The sequence below is a fragment of the Streptomyces sp. NRRL S-350 genome (assembly GCF_000719705.1).
Lineage (GTDB): Bacteria > Actinomycetota > Actinomycetes > Streptomycetales > Streptomycetaceae > Kitasatospora.
Map to the genome: position 1 here is coordinate 1 of NZ_JOHO01000064.1, position 18,686 is coordinate 18,686.

Annotated in this window: 15 protein-coding genes and 1 pseudogene; 12 read left to right on the forward strand and 4 right to left on the reverse strand. The window is 74.8% G+C overall.

Features of this window, described 5'->3' with window-relative positions:
• Both IF30_RS0134275 and IF30_RS49900 read left to right on the forward strand, forming a co-directional pair.
• Positions 1-706: pseudogene (locus IF30_RS0134275) on the forward strand (tetratricopeptide repeat protein); the annotation flags it as partial.
• 84 nt (positions 707-790) lie between these two features.
• A complete protein-coding gene (locus tag IF30_RS49900; protein WP_037902080.1) occupies positions 791-1,672 on the forward strand; it encodes a tetratricopeptide repeat protein in 882 nt (293 codons plus the stop codon).
• 83 nt (positions 1,673-1,755) lie between these two features.
• On the opposite strand, the gene IF30_RS0134285 is transcribed toward IF30_RS49900, so the two are convergent.
• Positions 1,756-3,126, reverse strand: a complete 1,371-nt coding sequence (locus IF30_RS0134285) for a DUF1015 family protein (protein WP_078891933.1) — start codon at positions 3,124-3,126, stop codon at positions 1,756-1,758.
• 92 nt (positions 3,127-3,218) lie between these two features.
• Between IF30_RS0134285 and IF30_RS0134290 the strand changes: the two genes are divergently transcribed.
• Both IF30_RS0134290 and IF30_RS0134295 read left to right on the forward strand, forming a co-directional pair.
• A complete protein-coding gene (locus tag IF30_RS0134290; RefSeq protein ID WP_078891934.1) occupies positions 3,219-3,851 on the forward strand; it encodes a tetratricopeptide repeat protein in 633 nt (210 codons plus the stop codon).
• An 85-nt stretch (positions 3,852-3,936) separates the two neighbouring features.
• Complete coding sequence (locus IF30_RS0134295; protein ID WP_030245840.1) at positions 3,937-4,974, forward strand: HAD-IIA family hydrolase; 1,038 nt, start codon at positions 3,937-3,939, stop codon at positions 4,972-4,974.
• A gap of 24 nt (positions 4,975-4,998) precedes the next feature.
• On the opposite strand, the gene IF30_RS0134300 is transcribed toward IF30_RS0134295, so the two are convergent.
• Entirely contained in the window at positions 4,999-5,346 is a 348-nt protein-coding gene (locus IF30_RS0134300) for an SCP2 sterol-binding domain-containing protein (RefSeq protein WP_030245841.1), read from the reverse strand.
• A gap of 178 nt (positions 5,347-5,524) precedes the next feature.
• Here IF30_RS0134300 and IF30_RS44165 point away from each other — a divergent pair, with 178 nt between their 5' ends.
• From IF30_RS44165 to IF30_RS0134320, 4 genes are all read left to right on the forward strand, one after another.
• Positions 5,525-6,424 (forward strand): hypothetical protein, encoded by a 900-nt coding sequence (locus tag IF30_RS44165; RefSeq protein WP_051711804.1) that lies wholly within the window; start codon positions 5,525-5,527, stop codon positions 6,422-6,424.
• On the forward strand, positions 6,408-6,647 hold the full coding sequence (locus tag IF30_RS0134310) for a hypothetical protein (RefSeq protein ID WP_051711806.1): 240 nt from the start codon (positions 6,408-6,410) through the stop codon (positions 6,645-6,647). Before IF30_RS44165 ends, IF30_RS0134310 begins: the two co-directional genes overlap by 17 nt.
• Positions 6,644-7,498 carry a TlyA family RNA methyltransferase gene (locus IF30_RS0134315; protein ID WP_051711808.1) on the forward strand — a complete coding sequence of 285 codons (855 nt, stop codon included), beginning with the start codon at positions 6,644-6,646 and terminating at the stop codon, positions 7,496-7,498. The genes IF30_RS0134310 and IF30_RS0134315 overlap by 4 nt, the downstream gene beginning before the upstream one ends.
• Positions 7,499-7,589: 91 nt before the next feature.
• Complete coding sequence (locus tag IF30_RS0134320; RefSeq protein ID WP_030245848.1) at positions 7,590-8,495, forward strand: NAD kinase; 906 nt, start codon at positions 7,590-7,592, stop codon at positions 8,493-8,495.
• An 81-nt stretch (positions 8,496-8,576) separates the two neighbouring features.
• Here the strand turns inward: IF30_RS0134320 and IF30_RS0134325 are convergent, their stop codons facing one another.
• A complete protein-coding gene (locus tag IF30_RS0134325) occupies positions 8,577-10,163 on the reverse strand; it encodes a PLP-dependent aminotransferase family protein (protein ID WP_051711810.1) in 1,587 nt (528 codons plus the stop codon).
• A gap of 273 nt (positions 10,164-10,436) precedes the next feature.
• Between IF30_RS0134325 and IF30_RS42405 the strand changes: the two genes are divergently transcribed.
• From IF30_RS42405 to IF30_RS0134340, 3 genes are all read left to right on the forward strand, one after another.
• On the forward strand, positions 10,437-11,024 hold the full coding sequence (locus IF30_RS42405) for a YczE/YyaS/YitT family protein (RefSeq protein ID WP_234322950.1): 588 nt from the start codon (positions 10,437-10,439) through the stop codon (positions 11,022-11,024).
• A gap of 88 nt (positions 11,025-11,112) precedes the next feature.
• Positions 11,113-12,846, forward strand: a complete 1,734-nt coding sequence (gene recN / locus IF30_RS0134335; RefSeq protein WP_030245855.1) for a DNA repair protein RecN — start codon at positions 11,113-11,115, stop codon at positions 12,844-12,846.
• Positions 12,847-13,013: 167 nt separating this feature from the next.
• Complete coding sequence (locus IF30_RS0134340) at positions 13,014-14,192, forward strand: glycosyltransferase family 4 protein (RefSeq protein ID WP_051711814.1); 1,179 nt, start codon at positions 13,014-13,016, stop codon at positions 14,190-14,192.
• 42 nt (positions 14,193-14,234) lie between these two features.
• Here IF30_RS0134340 and IF30_RS0134345 read toward each other — a convergent pair whose 3' ends face one another.
• Positions 14,235-16,244: a glycoside hydrolase family 15 protein gene (locus IF30_RS0134345; protein WP_051711817.1), complete on the reverse strand. Its 2,010-nt coding sequence runs from the start codon at positions 16,242-16,244 to the stop codon at positions 14,235-14,237.
• Positions 16,245-17,008: 764 nt separating this feature from the next.
• On the opposite strand from IF30_RS0134345, the gene IF30_RS0134350 reads away from it, so the two are divergent.
• Entirely contained in the window at positions 17,009-18,646 is a 1,638-nt protein-coding gene (locus tag IF30_RS0134350) for a CTP synthase (protein ID WP_030245860.1), read from the forward strand.
• Positions 18,647-18,686: the final 40 nt, after the last annotated feature.

The window sequence follows — 18,686 nt, forward strand, 5'->3', positions numbered from 1 at the left end:
CCGTGACGACCGTCCGCGTCGTGACGACCGCCCGTCCGGTGGCGGCTATGGCCGTGACCGTGACGACCGCGGTGGTGACCGTGGTGGTTTCCGTCGTGATGACCGTCCGTCCGGTGGTGGCTTCAACCGCGATCGCGGCGACCGCCCCTCCGGCGGTGGTTTCCGTCGTGACGACCGTCCGTCCGGTGGCGGTTTCAACCGCGACCGCGGCGACCGCCCCACCGGCGGTGGCTTCCGTCGTGACGACCGCCCCGCCGGCGGCGGTTTCAACCGTGACCGCGATGACCGCGGTGGTGACCGTGGTGGTTTCCGTCGTGACGACCGTCCGTCCGGTGGTGGCTTCAACCGCGACCGCGGTGACCGCCCCACGGGCGGTGGCTTCCGTCGTGACGACCGCCCGAGCGGCTTCCGTCGTGATGACCGTGACGACCGTCCGCGTCGTGACGACCGCCCGTCCGGCGGTGGCTATGGCCGTGACCGTGACGACCGCGGTGGTGACCGTGGTGGTTTCCGTCGTGACGACCGCCCCGCCGGCGGCGGTTTCAACCGTGACCGCGGTGACCGCCCCTCCGGCGGCGGTTTCCGTCGTGACGACCGCCCGAGCGGCGACCGTGGCGGCTTCCGTCGCGACGACCGGCAGGGTGGCGGCGACCGTGGCGGGTTCCGCCGTGACGACCGCCGCGACGACGACCGCGGCCGTCGCGACTACGACGACCGCCGTGGCAACTACGAGCCCGTCAAGCGTCTGCCGATCCCGGAGGACGTCACCGGCTTCGAGATCGACGCGGACGTGCGCCAGGAGCTCAAGAGCCTGCCCAAGACCCTCGCGGACGATGTCGCGCGCAACCTGGTGATGGTGGCCCGCCTGCTCGACAGCGAGCCGGAGGAGGCCTACCAGTACTCGCGCGTCGCGCTCCGTCTGGCCTCCCGCGTGCCCGCCGTCCGTGAGGCGGCCGGTTTCGCCTCCTACATGACGCAGCGTTACTCGGAGGCGCTGACCGAGTTCCGTGCCGCGCGCCGGATGACCGGCCGGGCGGACCTGTGGCCGGTGATGGCGGACTGCGAGCGCGGTCTGGGCCGTCCGGAGCGGGCGCTGGCGATGGCCGGTGAGCCCGAGGTGAAGCAGCTGGACAAGGCCGGCCAGGTGGAGATGCGCCTGGTGGCGGCCGGTGCCCGCACCGACATGGAGCAGTTCGACGCCGCCGTGGTGACCCTGCAGAGCCCGGAGCTGGCCTCCAGCACCGTGCATTCGTGGACGGCGCGGCTGCGGTACGCCTACGCCGAGGCGCTGATCGCGGCCGGCCGTGGCGACGAGGCCCGTGACTGGTTCGCGAAGGCGGCCGAGGCCGACACCGACGGCACCACCAACGCCTCGGAGCGGCTCGCCGAGATCGACGGCGTGGAGTTCACCGACGCGCTCGACCCGGAGGCTGCCGAGGAGGAGGCCGACCAGGCCGAGGCGCCGGCGAAGAAGCGCGGCGGCGACGTCTCCGACGACCGTGTGATCTTCGAGGACGAGGAGGACGTCGAGGAGTACTACGACGAGGACGACCTCGAGATCGACGAGGAGTTCGACGGCGTGGTGCCCGGCCGTTCCCAGGACGACGCCGAGGCCGAGGCGGACAAGGGCGGCAAGGCCGACCAGGCCGAGGCCGACGACGCCAGGAGCTGAGCGACCGCAACGCCGTGAGGCCCTGCCGTTCCCCCGGAAGTCCGGGAACGGCAGGGCCTCACGGCGTCCGGGCCGGTGGTGGGTCAGCCCAGCGCGAGGTTGCGCAGCACCAGCCCGGTGGCCGGCTTCGGTCCGAAGGAGGTGGACTTGCGGGGCATCGTGACGCCCTGTTCGGCCAGCCGCCGGACCACGCTCTCCCGGACCGGGTGCAGCAGGACGGCGGTGCCGCCGGCGCGGGCCGCCTCCCGTTCGGCGGCCGCGGCGGTGTGCAGGTAGCCGATGTCGTCCGGGCCGTCGGGGACGCGCCAGGTGTGGTCGAGCAGGGTGGCGTGCAGGACGGTGGCGTCCAGGTGGCGCCACTCCTCGGGCCGGTCGTGCGGCACGGTCGCGTCCAGCAGGGCCTCGTCGGGCTCTCCGACCAGCCAGTAGGCGCCGTCGCCGCCGGTCAGGACGAAGCCGTTGCCGCCGTGCCGCTTCTGCTCGGCGAGCGCCTGGAGGGCGGCGGGCAGCGGCCCGGGGACCTCCTTGACCTTCCAGCGGTCGCCGAGCTTCTCCAGCGCCGCGGCGACCGGCAGCCGGTAGAGCACGCGGTGGATGGCGCGGACCCGCAGCGGGTAGCGGGCGGTGTCCACCAGGAGCACCATGCCGCGGTCCCACGGGCTGCGCGGCAGGTGGCGGTGCTCGCGCTGGAGGCGCAGGTACATCTCCCAGCGGTGGTGGCCGTCGGCGATCAGTGCCCGGCAGGTGGCGAGGTCGCGGCCGATCTCGGCGATGTCGGCCGGGTCGGTGACGGCCCACAGCCGGTGGTGGGTGCCGTCGCTGGTGGCGGTGGAGAGCAGGGGCTCGCCCTCGACTGTCCGCTCGATCACGCCGGAGGCGCCGCCGTTGCCGCGGTAGGTGAGCAGCAGGGGTTCCAGGTTGGCCCGGGTGGTGCGCATCAGGCCGACCCGGTCGGCGACCGGCCGCGGCATCACGTCCTCGTGGGGGAGGACGACGCCGGTCTCGCTGCCGCTGACCGCGAGGGCGCCGATCAGGCCGCGCTGCACCAGCTCGGGGGAGTCGGCGGTGGCGGGCACCCGCTGCTCGTAGACGTAGATGGCCGGGTCCGGGTCGGCGGCGAGGATCCCCTCGCGCTGCCAGGCGGCCAGAAGACGGGCGGCGTGCCGGTACCGGGTGTCGCGGTCGGGGCGGTCGCCGGCGTCCTCGGGCTCGGGCCGGGGCAGGATCAGCCGGACCACGTTGTGCGGATCGCCGGTCTCCAGGTCGAGTCGGCGGCCCGGGTCGACGACGTCGTACGGCGGGGACATCACCGCGGCCAGGGCGCCGACCCGGTCGGGGACGTAGCGCAGGCCGCGGAAGGGGGACAGGGACAGGCCGGCGGTGGCGACGTGCCCGGGATCGCCGGGGCCGCCCTCGGGAGTCTCGACTCCGTCTTCTGCACTGGGTGTGCTCATTCTGGGCATCGTAACCGGGTACGCGTTGTTGAGAGATCGGAACACCCGTGCCGTCTCGTGGGGCGGGTGGGCGACCGAGGGCGAGGTACGGCATGGACGACGGGCAGGAACGGGTGGAGGGCGGTGCCCCGGGCGGGTCGGGCGGGCCGGCCGCTGCCACCGGCGGCGCACCGGCCGGCGGGATCCCGGCGCAGAGCCGGTCCGGGGAGCCCGCGGGGGAGGTGTACGACTGGTTCCGCCGGGGCGCGCAGTTGCTGGCGCAGGGGCATCCGGCCGCTGCCGAGCAGTTGCTGTCCCGGGCGGCGGCCGCCGAGCCGCACTCGCGCAGCATCCGGGAGGCGCTGGCCCGGGCGCAGTTCGACGCCGGTTCGTACGCGGCGGCGCTGGAGAACTTCCGGGCCGTGGCGCTGGCGGATCCGGCGGACGACTACGCTCAGTTCGGGTGGGGGGTCGCGGCGGCCCGGCTGGGCGACTTCGAGACGTCCGCCGAGCACCTGGCGCTGGCCGTGGCGATGCGGCCGGGGACCGACCACTACCGGGAGGCGCTGCGGCAGACCCGGGCGACGCTGGCGGCGCGCGCCGGGGCGTACGGCCCGCTGCTGCCCGGGGCGCCCGGGTACCTGGCGCCCCCGCCCGGTGCCGAGCCCCTGCCCGGTGCGGCGGGCGCGGCGGGTGCCGCGGACCCGGCCGGGGGAGAGCCGGACGGCGCCGACGGCGACGCCTGACCGGCCGACGGCCCGGCCGCACCCCGCGGTGCGGCACGCCGGTGAACGACCTGACGGACGACGTAGTGAATGAGGTAGCTCAGCCATGACCGAGACGGCCACCCCCGTGCGACGGACCGCCCCCGGCGGCAGCGAGCGTCCGCTGACCGAGGCGTACGACACCGCGCTGCTGGACCTGGACGGCGTGGTCTACGCGGGCGACCACGCGATCGACCACGCGGTGGCCTCGCTGGAGGCCGCTCGGACGGCCGGGATGCGGCTCGCGTACGTGACCAACAACGCCTCGCGTCCGCCGCGCGTGGTGGCCGAGCACCTGACCGAGCTGGGTGTGCCGGCCGAGCCGACGGATGTGGTCAACTCCGCCCAGGCGGCCGCCCGGGTCGTCGCCGAGAAGGTGCCGGCCGGGGCGAAGGTGCTGGTCGTGGGCGGCCTCGGGCTGGAGGAGGCGCTGGCCGAACGGGGTCTGGTCGCGGTCCGCTCGCTCGCCGACGAACCGGCCGCGGTGGTCCAGGGCTTCGACCCGTCGGTGGGCTGGGCGGACCTCGCGGAGGCCTCGTACGCCGTGCAGGCCGGGCTGCCGTGGGTGGCGTCCAACCTGGACCTGACGGTGCCGCGGTCGCGCGGCATCGCGCCCGGCAACGGCACCCTGGTCGCGGCGGTGCGGGCGGCCACCGGCGTGGAACCCGAGGTGGCGGGCAAGCCGCTGCCGCCGATGCACCGCGAGACCGTGCTGCGCACCGGCGCCAAGCGGCCGCTGGTGGTCGGGGACCGGCTGGACACCGACATCGAGGGCGCCTTCAACGGCGGGGTGGACAGCCTGCTGGTCTTCACCGGCGTGACCACCCCGGAGCTGCTCCTGGCGGCCCCGGTCCAGCACCGGCCGACCTACCTGGCCGCCGACCTGCGCGGACTACTGGTGCCGCAGGCGGCGGTGACGGCCGAAGGCGACGGCTTCGCGTGCGGAGGCTGGACGGCGCGGGCCGAGGGCGGCGTGCTGCGGCTCACGGGTGCCGGCGACGGCTGGGACGGCCTGCGGGCGCTGTGCGCGGCGGCGTGGACGGCGCAGGACGCCGACGGCTCGCCGGTGGACGGTCGGAAGGCGCTCGCCGAGCTGGGCTTCTGACCGACCGAGGGGCGCCGGCCGGGTTCAGAGCAGGGTGCGCAGCCGCAGCAGGTCGCGGAAGCCCGCCTCCAGCCGGATCCGGCCGCTCGCCCAGGCGGACGCGAAGTTCAGCCGTCCGCCGACCAGGGCGACCAGGTCGTCGCTGCTCATGGCGAGCCGGATCTCCGCCTTCGCGGTCGGCGCTCCCGGCGCGGCGACCAGGTCCTGGATCCGGCCGTCCCGCAGCTGCCCGGTGAAGGTCAGGTCGAGGTCGGTGATCCGGCAGCTGACCGAGCGGTCGAGGGCCGCGGCCGTACGGACGTCACCGGTGGACTTCGCCATGTTCCGGCTGAGCTGCTCCAGCGCCTCCCGGCACTCCTCGGCGTTCGCCATGGGCGGCTGCTCCATCCCCTGGTCGCTGCGGTGCTGACTGCGGGCCACGGTACCTCAGGCGGGTTTTGGCGGTAGCGTCGTCGGTGGGTGCCCGGCACGGCCCGGGCACTGACGGCGACGGAGCGACGCGCGTAGGCGATTGGGAGGCACCCGGATGCTGCCGAGGACGGTTCGGGGAGTGGTGGAGACCGCCGCCGGGGTGGTCGAGGAGGTCGGCAAGCGGGTCGTCGGGACGGCGGCCGTGATCCTGGAGAAGGCCGGGGTCGACGTCGCCGAGGTCGAGCGCCGGCTGGGCGGGCAGTTCCCGCCGTCGGCGAAGACGCTGCAGACCATGGCCGAGGAGGCATTCACCGCCGGGCGGGCGGGCGTGGACCTGGCGGTCGGGGTGGCCCGAAACGAGGCGGAGAAGGTCTTCGAGAGGGTCGGCGACCAGGTCACCAAGGTCGGCGTGGTGCTGGCCTACCTGGAGACCAAGCTTCGCGAGGTCGAGGAGGAGGCCCCGGCGGCGCAGACCGGGCCGGGTGCGTACGACGCCCGCGAGCCGGTGCCGGCACCTCGGGCGGACGACCTGTTCGGGCGCGGCTGGGAGTTCGAGGACGAGCCTTCGACGGGCCGGACGGCCGGGGAGCCGATAGTCGCCGAGCGGGTGGAGGTGGACGAGCCGGTCGAGGTCGACCCTCCGGTTGCTCCGGCCGCGCCGGTCCCGTCGGTCTCCCCGGTCTCCCCGGCCGTGAGCGGGGAAACGGAGGCGGCCGAGGAGCCGACGGCGGAGGAGCCGACGGCCGGGAGGCCGACCGCGAAGAAGGCCGCGGCCAAGAAGGCACCCGCCAAGAAGACGCCCGCCAAGAAGACGCCCGCCCGGAAGACGGCTGAGAAGACGACCGTTGCGAAGCCGGCCGCTCCGAAGCCGGCCGCTGCGAAGAAGACGACCGCCAAGAAGACGACGGTCAAGAAGACCGCCACCGCGAAGCAGGCAGCCGACCAGCCCAAGGCGCCGGCCAAGCGGACGGCGACCAGGAAGACCACCGTCCGCAAGGCCACCAGTACGAGGAAGAAGCCCGATGTCCGGGACGAGTGAACCGACCGCTCCGCCCGACGAGGCCTCGTCGGCCCCGGAGGCGGCGGCCCCGCAGGTGGGGCCGCTCGGCGTCGAACCGGTCCCCACCGGCCACCCCGCGGTGGACGCCGGGCTGGCCCGGCTGGAGGCACTGGACGGGGTGCCGGCCGAGGCGCACGTCGCGGTGTACGAAGATGTTCACCAGCGGCTGGCCGACGCGCTGGCCGCGCTCGACCAGGAATGACCGTGGGAACCGCAGGAACCGTAGGAGCTGAAACACCAGTGGCAGTGGCACGACGCCGACTCGACGCGGAGCTGGTCCGCCGCAAGCTGGCCCGGTCGCGCGAGCACGCGTCCGAGCTGATCGCGGCCGGCCGGGTGACCGTCGGCGGCACCACCGCGAGCAAGCCGGCCACCCAGGTGGAGACCTCGGCGGCGGTCGTGGTGGCCAAGGACGAGAACGACCCCGACTACGTCTCGCGCGGCGGGCACAAGCTCGCCGGGGCGTTCGCGGCCTTCGTGCCGCAGGGCTTGGTGGTCGAGGGCCGCCGGGCGCTGGACGCGGGCGCGTCCACCGGCGGCTTCACCGACGTGCTGCTGCGCGCCGGCGCGGCCCACGTGCTGGCGGTGGACGTCGGCTACGGTCAGCTTGCCTGGTCGCTGCAGAGCGACGACCGGGTCACCGTGATGGACCGCACCAACGTGCGCGAGCTGACCCGGGACCTGATCGGCGGCACGCCGGTGGACCTGGTCGTCGGCGACCTGTCGTTCATCTCGCTGGGCCTGGTGCTCCCGGCCCTCGCGTCCTGCGCGGCCGAGGACGCGGACCTGGTGCTGATGGTCAAACCGCAGTTCGAGATCGGCAAGGACCGCCTCGGCAGCGGCGGGGTGGTGCGCAGCCCGCAGCTGCGCGCCGAGATGGTGCGCCAGGTGGCCGGACAGGCGTGGGAACTCGGACTGGGCGTGCGCGCGGTGACCGCGAGCCCCCTGCCGGGGCCGTCCGGCAACGTGGAGTACTTCCTGTGGCTGCGCCGGGACGCCCCGCAGCTGGACCCCGCGGAGGCGGACCGGGCCGTGGCGGAGGGGCCCCGGTAGGGTGCTCTGCGGACGTCCGGCCCGTCATGCTGAATGGCGGCCGCACCGGGGCGGAGGGCGACCCGGCCGGCGTTAGGGAGAGGGCAGCGGCATGAGCGACGAAGCACGTACGGTCTTCCTGATCGCGCACACCGGCCGGGAGGCGGCGCTGCGCAGCGTCGAGGCCCTGGTGCAGGGGCTGCTGAAGGCGGGGCTGCGGATCAGACTGCTGGAGGCCGAGGCAGCCGACCTCGACCTGCCCGACGGCGTCGAGAGGGTGGCGGAGGGCCTCGGGGCGGCGGACGGCTGCGAGCTGATCCTGGTGGCCGGCGGGGACGGCACGCTGCTGCGCGGGGCGGAGCTGGCGCGCTCGCACGGGCTGCCGATGCTCGGGATCAACCTGGGCCGGGTGGGCTTCCTCGCCGAGGCCGAGCGGGACGACCTGGCCGTGGTGGTCGAGCGGGTGGTCGACGCCGACTACGAGGTCGAGGAGCGGATGACGCTCGACGTCATCGTCCGCACCAACGGCGACGTGGTGCACCAGGACTGGGCGCTCAACGAGGCGTCGATCGAGAAGGCGTCCCGGGAGCGGATGCTGGAGGTGGTGACCGAGGTGGACGGCCGCCCGGTCTCCAACTTCGGCTGCGACGGCGTGGTGTGCGCGACGCCGACCGGCTCGACCGCGTACGCGTTCTCGGGCGGCGGGCCGGTGGTGTGGCCGGAGGTCGAGGCGCTGCTGATGGTGCCGATCTCCGCACACGCCCTGTTCGCCCGCCCGCTGGTGACGTCGCCCGAGTCGGTGCTGGCCGTCGAGGTGCAGCCGAAGACCCCCCACGGCGTGCTCTGGTGCGACGGGCGGCGCTCGGTCGAACTGCCCGCCGGGGCGCGGGTGGAGGTCCGCCGGGGCCGGACCCCGGTACGGCTGGCCAGACTGCACCGGGCGCCGTTCACCGACCGGCTGGTGGCCAAGTTCGCGCTGCCGGTGACGGGTTGGCGCGGCCGGGCGGACCACCACTAGCGCGGACCGCCACTGGCGCGGACCGCCACGAGGGTGTTCGCACGGCGCAGCGACGGGCGGCCCCGGGTCGGCGGCCGCCCGTCAGACCGCCAGCGGCTGGGCCCCGTCGGCCGGACCGAGTCGGCCGCCGGCCGCCGCGCGGGCGGCGAGCACGGCGAGGCGTTCGACGGCGGCGGGGACGGTCGCGGCGGGCACGGTGAGCGGTATCCGGATGTGGTGCTCGAAGGCGCCGTCCGAGCCGAACCGGTTGCCCGAGGCGATCCGCACCCCGTCGTGCTCGCCGACGTGGGCCAGAGCCGCACCGGACAGGCCGCCGGTGGACACCCAGAGCGCGAGCCCGCCGGACGGCATGGGGAAGCTCCAGCCGGGCAGGTGCGCAGGCAGTGCGGCGGCGAAGGCGTGCGCGGTGGCCCGGAGCCGGGCCAGCTGGTGGGCCCGTACGGCGGGCAGTGGTGCGCCCAGCAGTTCGGCGGCGATCAGTTGGTCCAGCACCGGGGTGCCGACGTCGCTGTAGACCCGCTCGCTCGCCAGCCGTCGCACCAGGGCGGGGGCGGCCCGGACCCAGCCGATCCGCAGTCCGCCCCAGAGCAGCTTGCCGGCCGAGCCGACGGTGACCACCTGGGCGGACCGGTCCAGCGCCGCCATCGGGCGCGGCAGCGGCGTGGATTCCGGTACGCCCCAGCCGAGTTCGGCAGTGGTCTCGTCGACCAGCACGATGCTCCCGGCGGCCCGCGCGGCGGCCAGCAACTCGCGGCGCTGCTCCTCGTCGATCAGCACGCCGGTCGGGTTGTGGAAGTCGGGGATCACGTAGGCGAGCCTGGGCGCGGCGCCGCGCAGCACGCGCTGCCACTCCTGCCGGTCCCACCGCGGCTCGGGTAGCCGTGACTTGTCGGCTCGCCTCCGGGTGATCGGCTCCGGGGCCGACGGTCCTCCCTCGGGCGCCGCAAGGCCGGTCGGCCCGGGGCGGTACGCGTACGGCACCGGGACCAGGCGCGCGCCGGTGAGCCGCAGGGCCTGGAGGGTGTGCGCGTAGCTGGGGGCCTCGACGGCGACCCGGTCGCCGCGGCCGACGAGCGCCCGCTGGAGCAGGTGCAGGCCGCCCATCGCGCCGGTGGTGATCAGGATCTGGTCGGGGGTGGTGGGCAGCCCGCGCTCGGTGTAGCGGCGGGCGACGGCCTCGCGCAGCACCGGGACGCCGGTGGGGTAGTGGCCGTGCCCGGAGGCGTAGCAGGGCAGTTGTTCGACGGCCCGGGCGGCGGCGTCGCCGAGCCAGGGCTGCGGGGCGGGCAGGGCGGCGACGCCGAGGTCCAGGGTGCGGCCCTGCTCGTCCGGCGGGACGGGGTGCAGGGCGTCGCCGGGCGGCGGGGCGCCCTCGGGCAGGGCGGTCCAGCTGCCCGCGCCGCGCCGGCTGTGCAGGTAGCCGTCGCCGCGCAGCGTCTCGTACGCGGTGGCGACGGTGGTGCGGCTCAGCTCCAGGGCGGCGGCCAGTTCGCGCTCGGCGGGCAGGCGGGCGCCGACCGGCAGCCGGCCCTCGGTGACCAGCAGCCGGATCTGCTCGGCGAGGGTGCGGTAGGCGGGGCGGCGGGCGGCGGCCGGTTCGGGGAGCCGGGCGGTGGCGAGCAGCCGGGCCAGCGCGGGCGGGGTGACGGTGGTGTGCCAGTCGGCCATGGCGATCAGTCCACTTGCTCGGGATTGGCCCTGGAGCGGGCAGTTTTGGCCCCGCCATCATGGCAGGGCGGCCGTACCGTCCGCCACCGCCGGGCCGCCCGGAGGTGCAGCCCCACCGCAGGAGCACCCGTGGCCACCACGACCACCCCCACGACCACGACCACGAGCACGAGCACGCCGGCCTCGACCAGCACCCCCGTCACCACCCCGACCTCGGCGCGGACCACGCTCGCGGGCCGGCTCCTCGGCGACACCCACGGCCTCGGCCGCCGGATCCCCCAGCTCTTCGTCGGCCTGGCCCTGTACGGCGTGAGCATGGCGCTAATGCTCCGCTCCGGGCTCGGCCTGGACCCGTGGGACGTCCTGCACCAGGGCCTGCAGCGCAGCATCGGCCTCTCAGTCGGCAGCTGGGTGACCATCTGCGGCGCCCTGGTCCTGCTGCTGTGGATACCGCTGCGCCAGCGCCCCGGCCTGGGCACCGTCGCCAACGTGCTGGTGATCGGCGCCGCGATGGACCTCACCCTGCGGGTCGTCGGCGACCTCGGGGCCCTGCCCGTCCGGATCGCCGGGACGGCCGCCGCGATCGTGCTCAACGGCCTGGCCAGCGGCCTCTACATCGGCGCCCGCCTCGGCCCCGGCCCGCGCGACGGACTGATGACCGGCCTGCACCGGCGCACCGGCCGCTCGCTGCGGCTGATCCGCACCGGGCTGGAGGTGACGGTGCTGGCCGCCGGGCTGCTGCTCGGCGGCACCGCCGGGGTCGGCACCGTCGCGTACGCGCTGGCCATCGGCCCGCTGGTGCAGTTCTTCCTGCCCTGGTGCACCGCGCCGACGCCCGCGCGAAACTCCCGGAAGGGATGAACTTCCGGGCACGGAGTTGCCGCGCGCCGTTGCCGCTCGTCGCGCGCCGGGGGCGGAACCTCGTAAGGTCGTCTCCGTGTTGGACGAGATGCGGATACGGGATCTAGGGGTCATCGACGACGCGGTGGTCGAACTCGCCCCCGGCTTCACCGCCGTGACGGGTGAGACCGGCGCCGGCAAGACCATGGTCGTCACCAGCCTCGGCCTGCTGCTCGGCGGCCGCGCCGACCCGGGCCTGGTGCGCAACGGCACCGGCCGGGCCGTCGTCGAGGGGCGGCTGGAACTGCCCGCCGGCTCCCCGGTGGCGGCCCGCGCCGTCGAGGCCGGGGCCGAACTGGACGACGGGGCCCTGCTGATCAGCCGGACCGTCTCCGCCGAGGGACGCTCCCGCGCGTACGTCGGCGGCCGGGCCGTCCCGGTCGGGCTGCTCGCCGAACTCGGCGAGGACCTGGTCGCCGTGCACGGCCAGACCGACCAGCAGCGCCTGCTGCGCCCGGCCCGCCAGCGCGGCGCACTGGACCGGTACGCGGGCGAGGCGGTGGCCGGACCGCTGGCCCGCTACCGCGAGACCTACCGCGCCCTGCGCGAGGTCTCGGCGACGCTGGAGGAGCTGACCACCCGGGCCCGCGAGCGCGCCCAGGAGGCCGACCTGCTGCGCTTCGGCCTGGACGAGATCGCCGCCGCGGAGCCGACGGCCGGCGAGGACGTCGAGCTCTCCGCCGAGGCCGAACGCCTCGGCCACGCCGACGCCCTGTCCTCCGCCGCGACCCTCGCGCACGCCGCCCTGGCCGGCGACCCGGCCGACCCGGAGGCGCTGGACGCCGGCACCCTGCTCGCCCAGTCCCGCCGCGCCCTGGACGCCGTGCGCCACCACGACGAGCGCCTGGCCGCCCTCGCCGACCGGCTGAACGAGGTCGGCTACCTGCTCGCCGACGTGGCCGGAGACCTGGCCGGCTACGCGGACGACCTGGACGCCGACCCGGTGCGCCTGGCCGCCGTCGAGGACCGCCGGGCCGTCCTGGCCCAACTGCTGCGCAAGTACGGCGGCGAGGAGAACACCCTCGCCGAGGTGCTCGCGTGGGCCGAGGCCGGGGCCGCGCGGCTCGCCGAACTCGACGGCGACGACGACCGGATCGACCAGCTGGGCGCCCGGGAGACCGAGCTGCGGACCGAGCTGGCCGAACTCGCGGCGGAGGTGTCGGCCGCCCGGCGGGCCGCGGCCGGGCACTTCGCCGAGGCCGTCTCCGCCGAACTCGCCGAACTGGCCATGCCGCACGCCCGGGTGACCTTCTCCATCACCCAGGTCGACGACCTGTCCGGGATCGAGGTCGACGGCCGCACCGTCGCCTACGGCCCGCACGGCGTGGACGAGGTCGAGGTGCTGCTCGCCCCGCACCCGGGCGCCCAGCCCCGCCCGATCGCCAAGGGCGCCTCCGGCGGTGAGCTGTCCCGGGTGATGCTCGCCGTCGAGGTGGTCTTCGCGGGCGCCGACCCCGTCCCGACCTACCTGTTCGACGAGGTGGACGCCGGCGTCGGGGGCAAGGCCGCGGTCGAGATCGGCCGCCGACTGGCCAAACTGGCCGAATCCGCCCAGGTGGTGGTGGTCACCCACCTCCCGCAGGTGGCCGCGTTCGCCGACCGGCACCTGGTGGTGGAGAAGACCAGCGACGGCACCGTGACCCGCAGCGGCGTCAAGGTGCTGAACGACGAGGAACGGGTGCGGGAACTCTCCCGGATGCTGGCCGGCCTGGAGGACTCGGAGCTGGGCCGGGCCCACGCCGAGGAGCTGCTGGCCGCGGCCCGGGCCCCCCGCCACCGCTAGCCGGCACCGGCGGCCCCGGGGACCTTCGGCGACGCGCCCCGGGTGCCGCCGACTGTCCAAGAGGGCCGCCGACCTGGCATGGTGGCGGCTGGACACTGGCTTCCCAGCCCCGAGCGCCGCGAGGCGGGCAATCCTCGCGAAGCGGCGCGCGAACCTGATCGAGTCGGATGCGAGACGACGTGGACCATTCCGCCGCCCGGGCCACCGCGGCCGCCCCGGAACCGGGGCAGCTGCACGTGGTGCTCGTCCTGGCCGCCAGTTCCGGCGGCATCGGTGCGCACGTGCGCTCCCTGGCCCAGGGCCTGGTCGCGCACGGGGTGTCCGTGACGGTCTGCGCACCGGCCGGCACGGACGCGCTGTTCGGCTTCTCCCGGACGGGCGCCAGGGTCCACGCCGTCGACATCACCCCCACCGCGGGCGCCCGCAGCGACGCCACCGCGATCGGCGAACTGCGCCGGGCCTTCACCGGCGCCGACGTGGTCCACGCCCACGGGCTGCGCGCCGGGCTGCTCTCCGACCTCGCGCTGCGCACCGCCGGCCGCTTCCCGGGCCTGCGCCCGGAGACCCCGCTGGTGGTCACCTCGCACCACGCCCTGCTGGCCACCGGTATGGAGCGCCGGCTGCAGCGCCTGATGGAGCGCCGGGTGGCGCGCGCCGCCGACCTCGTCCTCGGCGCCTCCTCCGACCTGGTCGCCCGGGCCCGCGAACTGGGCGCCACCGACGCCCGGCTGGGCCCGGTGGCCGCCCCGCCGATTCCCGAGGGCCGACTCGGCCGGGCCGAGGCGCGCGCCGCGCTGCTCGGCGACGGCCCCGACCGCCCGGTGGTGCTGGCGGTCGGCCGACTCGTCCCGCAGAAGGCCTTCGGGCTGCTGCTGGACGCCACCCGCGAGCTGTCCGCACTGGACCCGGAGCCACTGGTGCTGCTCGCCGGGGACGGCCCGGAGGCGGCGGCGCTGCGTGAGCGGGTGGCCGCCGAGAAGCTGCCGGTGCGGCTGCTCGGCCACCGCACCGACGTGCCCGACCTGCTGGCCGCTGCCGACGTGGTGGTGGTTCCCAGCCGTTGGGAGGCCCGTTCGCTGGTGGTGCAGGAGGCGATGCGGGCCGGCGTGCCGGTGGTCGCCACCGCCGTCGGCGGCATCCCGGAACTGGTCGGCGACGCCGCCGTGCTGGTGGCCTCCGGCGATCCGGCCGCGATCGGCGGCGCGGTGCGCGAGCTGCTGTCCGACCCGGCCCGGCGGGAGCGGCTGGTGGCGGCCGGCCGGCAGCAGGCCGAGACCTGGCCGGACGAGGCCGCCACCGTCGCCCAGGTGCTCAGCACGTACGACGAGCTGGTCCAACGCGGCTAGCGCGTCCGGCGGGCCGGGTGCGCCCGGCCCGCCGGACGGGGATCAGACGGCCGCCTGCTCGACCCGGTCGGAGGCCAGGCCGTCCGGCTGGGCGGACAGGAAGGCGGCGCCGCAGGCCGTCAGCCGCAGGGCGGTGTCGATCAGCGGGACGTGGCTGAAGGCCTGCGGGAAGTTGCCGACCTGGCGCTTGAGCCGCGGATCCCACTCCTCGGCGAGCAGGCCGATGTCGTTGCGCAGCGAGAGCAGCTTGTCGAAGAGGTCGCGGGCCTCCTGCACCCGGCCGATCATGGCGAGGTCGTCGGCCAGCCAGAACGAGCAGGCCAGGAAGGCGCCCTCGTGGCCGGAGAGGCCGTCGACGTTGTTGCCGCTCTCGTCGTGGGTCGGGTAGCGCAGGACGAAGCCGTCCTCCGTGGACAGTTCGCGCTGGATCGCCTCGATGGTGCCGATCACCCGCTTGTCGTCCGGCGGCAGGAACCCGACCTGGGGGATGAGCAGCAGCGAGGCGTCCAGCTCGCGGCCGCCGTAGTACTGGGTGAAGGTGTTGCGCTCCGGGTCGTAGCCCCGGTCGCAGACGTCCCGGTGGATGGTGTCGCGCAGCTCGCGCCAGCGCTCCAGGTGGCCGTCGGTGGGGGCGTCCTCGGGGGTCTGCTCCAGCAGCTTGATGGTGCGGTCGACGGCGACCCAGGCCATCACCTTGGAGTGGACGAAGTGCCGGCGCGGGCCGCGGACCTCCCAGATGCCCTCGTCCGGCTCCTGCCAGTGGTCCTCCAGGTACTCGATCAGGCGGAGCTGCAGGTGGTGCGCGTGGTCGTTGCGGACCAGGCCGGTCATGTGGGCCAGGTGCAGCGCCTCGACGACCTCGCCGTAGACGTCGAGCTGCAGCTGGCCGGCGGCGCCGTTGCCGACCCGGACGGGCTGCGAGCCCTCGTAGCCGGGCAGCCAGTCCAGCGAGGACTCGGTGAGCTCGCGCTCGCCCGCGATGCCGTACATGATCTGCAGGTTCTCCGGGTCGCCGGCCACGGCGCGCAGCAGCCATTCGCGCCAGGCCTTGGCCTCGTCGCGGTAGCCGGTGCGCAGCAGGGAGGAGAGCGTGATGGCCGCGTCGCGCAGCCAGGTGTAGCGGTAGTCCCAGTTGCGCTCACCGCCGATGTCCTCGGGCAGCGAGGTGGTGGGGGCGGCGACGATGCCGCCGGTGGGGGCGTAGGTGAGGCCCTTGAGGGTGATCAGCGAGCGGATCACGGCCTCGCGGTAGGGGCCCTGGTAGGTGCACTGGTCGGCCCAGTCGTGCCAGAAGTCGGCGGTCGCGTCCAGCATCCCCTCGGCGTCCGGGGCCGTGGGCGGGTCCAGGTGGGAGGCCTGCCAGGTGAGGGCGAAGGCGATCCGTTCGCCGGCGGCCACGGTGAAGTCGGCGTAGGTGGTGAGGTTGCGGCCGTAGGTGTCGGCCTCGCCGTCCAGCCAGACCGAGTCGGGCCCGGCGACGGCGACGGTGCGGTGGAGGCCGTCGGCCTGCTCGACGCGGTGCACCCAGGGCACGATGCGGCCGTACGAGAAGCGCATCCGCACCGCCGAGCGCATCCGGACGGTGCCGGTCACGCCCTCGACGATCCGGATCACCTGGGGGACGGCGTCCTTGCCGGCCAGCGGGCGCGGCGGCATGAAGTCGATCACGCGGACGGTGCCGCCCTGGCTGTCCCACTCCTGCTCCAGGATCAGCGAGTCGCCGCGGTAGCGGCGGCGGTCGGCCGGCACGGCGGGAGCGGAGGCGGTGGGCGGGGGCACGCGCAGCTCGTCGGTGTCGGTGAGGCGGGCCCGGCTCGCGGCGGTGAGGGCCGTGGCTGCGGCGGGGGCGGCGGGCGCGGGGACCTCGGTCAGGACGGCTTCGGCCGGGCCGATCCGCCAGAAGCCGTGTTCATCGGTGCCGAGCAGGCCGGCGAACACGGCCGGCGAGTCGAAGCGGGGGAGGCAGAGCCAGTCCACCGCCCCGTCCCTGCTGACCAGGGCAGCGGTCTGCATGTCCCCGATGAGTGCGTAGTCCTCGATACGGCCGGCCACGTGGATCTCCAGTTCGCAATGTGGTCAGGGCATCGGCGAGCGGAGGGAGCGAGCGGAGACTGCGGGGCCGGAGGTCCACCCCGGGACGTCCGGTCTGCCGGGGGGGTGGTGGCAGGCCTTGCTGGAGTGTCCGCACGGGGCTCGGTCGAGCCCCGGAGTGGGTGGGGGGAACTGGAATACGGGGAGGTCCGGTCGCGCATCGGGGACCGGGAGCGTCCTGACCCTCCCACGCCCTCCGCGTGCTCGTGCTGTCGGCGATGCGTCCGAGCAGCTTACGACGGACGAAAGGGGCGAAGCACGCGGGCGCAGCCCGGTGTGGCGCCGCAATTCGGCGGAAATGCCGTGCATCGCGGGGGCCCGGCGAAGGATGGTCCGGAAGGATCACCTCCGGGTGGCCTGTCCGGAGGGGACCGCATGGCCCGGCCGGACACCCCGTACTGGCCCGGTCCGGCCGGTGGTGAGACCGGTGTGACTCAAGCGGCGGATGATGCGCCGGTGGTGCGCCGGGCGCGCGCCCCGGGCACGCCGCGCGCGGCCCGAACGGCGTCCCGGTCGGGTCACTGTTACCCTGGTATCCCGTGGACCGGCGGGATCAAACGCCCCGGACCAGCCGAACCGACGACCCTTCGAGCGCCGAGCACCGAGCCGGCCTCCCGTCGCCCGGCGAGCCGAGAGCTTCCCGCCCACGTCACCTTCGACACGCGACCCACGGGAGCCCCCTCTTGGCACAGCCCCATTCCGGCAAGGCAGCGAACGGCCGAACCGTGACGACCAAGCACCTCTTCGTCACCGGGGGTGTCGCCTCTTCGCTCGGCAAGGGGCTCACCGCCTCCAGCCTCGGCGCCCTGCTCAAGGCCCGCGGCCTGCGCGTCACCATGCAGAAACTCGACCCGTACCTCAACGTGGACCCGGGCACCATGAACCCGTTCCAGCACGGTGAGGTGTTCGTCACCGACGACGGCGCCGAGACCGACCTGGACATCGGCCACTACGAGCGGTTCCTCGACACCAACCTGCACGGCTCGGCCAACGTCACCACCGGCCAGGTGTACTCGACCGTCATCGCCAAGGAGCGCCGCGGCGAGTACCTGGGCGACACCGTCCAGGTCATCCCGCACATCACCAACGAGATCAAGTCCCGGATCCGCCGGATGGCGACCGAGGACGTCGACGTGGTGATCACCGAGGTCGGCGGGACCGTCGGCGACATCGAGTCGCTGCCGTTCCTGGAGGCCGTCCGCCAGGTCCGCCACGAGGTCGGCCGGGACAACGTGTTCTTCGTGCACGTCTCCCTGCTGCCCTACATCGGCCCCTCCGGCGAGCTGAAGACCAAGCCCACCCAGCACTCCGTCGCCGCGCTGCGCAACATCGGCATCCAGCCGGACGCCATCGTGCTGCGCGCCGACCGCGAGGTCCCGCAGGCGATCAAGCGCAAGATCTCGCTGATGTGCGACGTGGACGAGGAGGCCGTGGTCGCGGCCATCGACGCCAAGTCGATCTACGACATCCCGAAGGTCCTGCACGGCGAGGGCCTGGACGCGTACGTGGTGCGCCGCCTGGACCTGCCGTTCCGCGACGTGGACTGGACCACCTGGGACGACCTGCTGCGCCGCGTCCACGAGCCGCAGCACATCGTCAAGGTCGCCCTCGTCGGCAAGTACATCGACCTCCCGGACGCCTACCTGTCGGTGACCGAGGCGCTGCGCGCCGGCGGCTTCGCCAACAACGCCCGGGTCGAGATCAAGTGGGTCACCTCGGACGACTGCGAGACGCCCGAGGGCGCCCGGGAGCAGCTCGGCGACGTGGACGCGATCTGCATCCCCGGCGGCTTCGGCGACCGCGGCGTCAACGGCAAGGTCGGCGCCATCACCTTCGCCCGCGAGAACAAGGTGCCGCTGCTGGGCCTGTGCCTGGGCCTGCAGTGCGTGGTCATCGAGGCCGCCCGCAACCTGGCCGGCCTGCCCGAGGCCAACTCCACCGAGTTCGACGCCGCCGCCAAGCACCCGGTCGTCTCCACCATGGCCGAGCAGCTGGCCATCGTCGACGGCAAGGGCGACCTCGGCGGCACCATGCGCCTGGGCCTCTACCCGGCCAAGCTCGCCGAGGGCTCGATCGTCCGCGAGGTCTACGGCGGCGAGCAGTACGTCGAGGAGCGCCACCGCCACCGCTACGAGGTCAACAACGCCTACCGCGCGGACCTGGAGAAGACCGGCCTGCAGTTCTCCGGCCTCTCGCCCAAGGGCGACCTCGTCGAGTACGTCGAGTACCCGCGCGAGGTGCACCCCTACCTGGTGGCCACCCAGGCCCACCCGGAGCTGAAGTCCCGCCCGACCCGCCCGCACCCGCTGTTCGCGGGCCTGGTCAAGGCCGCCATCGACATCAAGACCGCGGCCTCCGAGTAACCCTCGGTCGTTCACCGGACGGCGGCCCCGCGATTCCCGC

Bases quoted from the DNA above. Each gene is read 5' to 3' on its own strand.
- recN (WP_030245855.1), top strand. From the start codon at position 11,113: ATGCGGATACGGGATCTAGGGGTCATCGACGACGCGGTGGTCGAACTC.
- IF30_RS0134290 (WP_078891934.1), top strand. From the start codon at position 3,219: ATGGACGACGGGCAGGAACGGGTGGAGGGCGGTGCCCCGGGCGGGTCG.
- IF30_RS0134285 (WP_078891933.1), bottom strand. From the start codon at position 3,126: ATGAGCACACCCAGTGCAGAAGACGGAGTCGAGACTCCCGAGGGCGGC.
- IF30_RS0134310 (WP_051711806.1), top strand. From the start codon at position 6,408: ATGTCCGGGACGAGTGAACCGACCGCTCCGCCCGACGAGGCCTCGTCG.
- IF30_RS0134300 (WP_030245841.1), bottom strand. From the start codon at position 5,346: ATGGCGAACGCCGAGGAGTGCCGGGAGGCGCTGGAGCAGCTCAGCCGG.
- IF30_RS0134315 (WP_051711808.1), top strand. From the start codon at position 6,644: ATGACCGTGGGAACCGCAGGAACCGTAGGAGCTGAAACACCAGTGGCA.
- IF30_RS0134295 (WP_030245840.1), top strand. From the start codon at position 3,937: ATGACCGAGACGGCCACCCCCGTGCGACGGACCGCCCCCGGCGGCAGC.
- IF30_RS0134340 (WP_051711814.1), top strand. From the start codon at position 13,014: ATGCGAGACGACGTGGACCATTCCGCCGCCCGGGCCACCGCGGCCGCC.
- IF30_RS0134320 (WP_030245848.1), top strand. From the start codon at position 7,590: ATGAGCGACGAAGCACGTACGGTCTTCCTGATCGCGCACACCGGCCGG.
- IF30_RS0134325 (WP_051711810.1), bottom strand. From the start codon at position 10,163: ATGGCCGACTGGCACACCACCGTCACCCCGCCCGCGCTGGCCCGGCTG.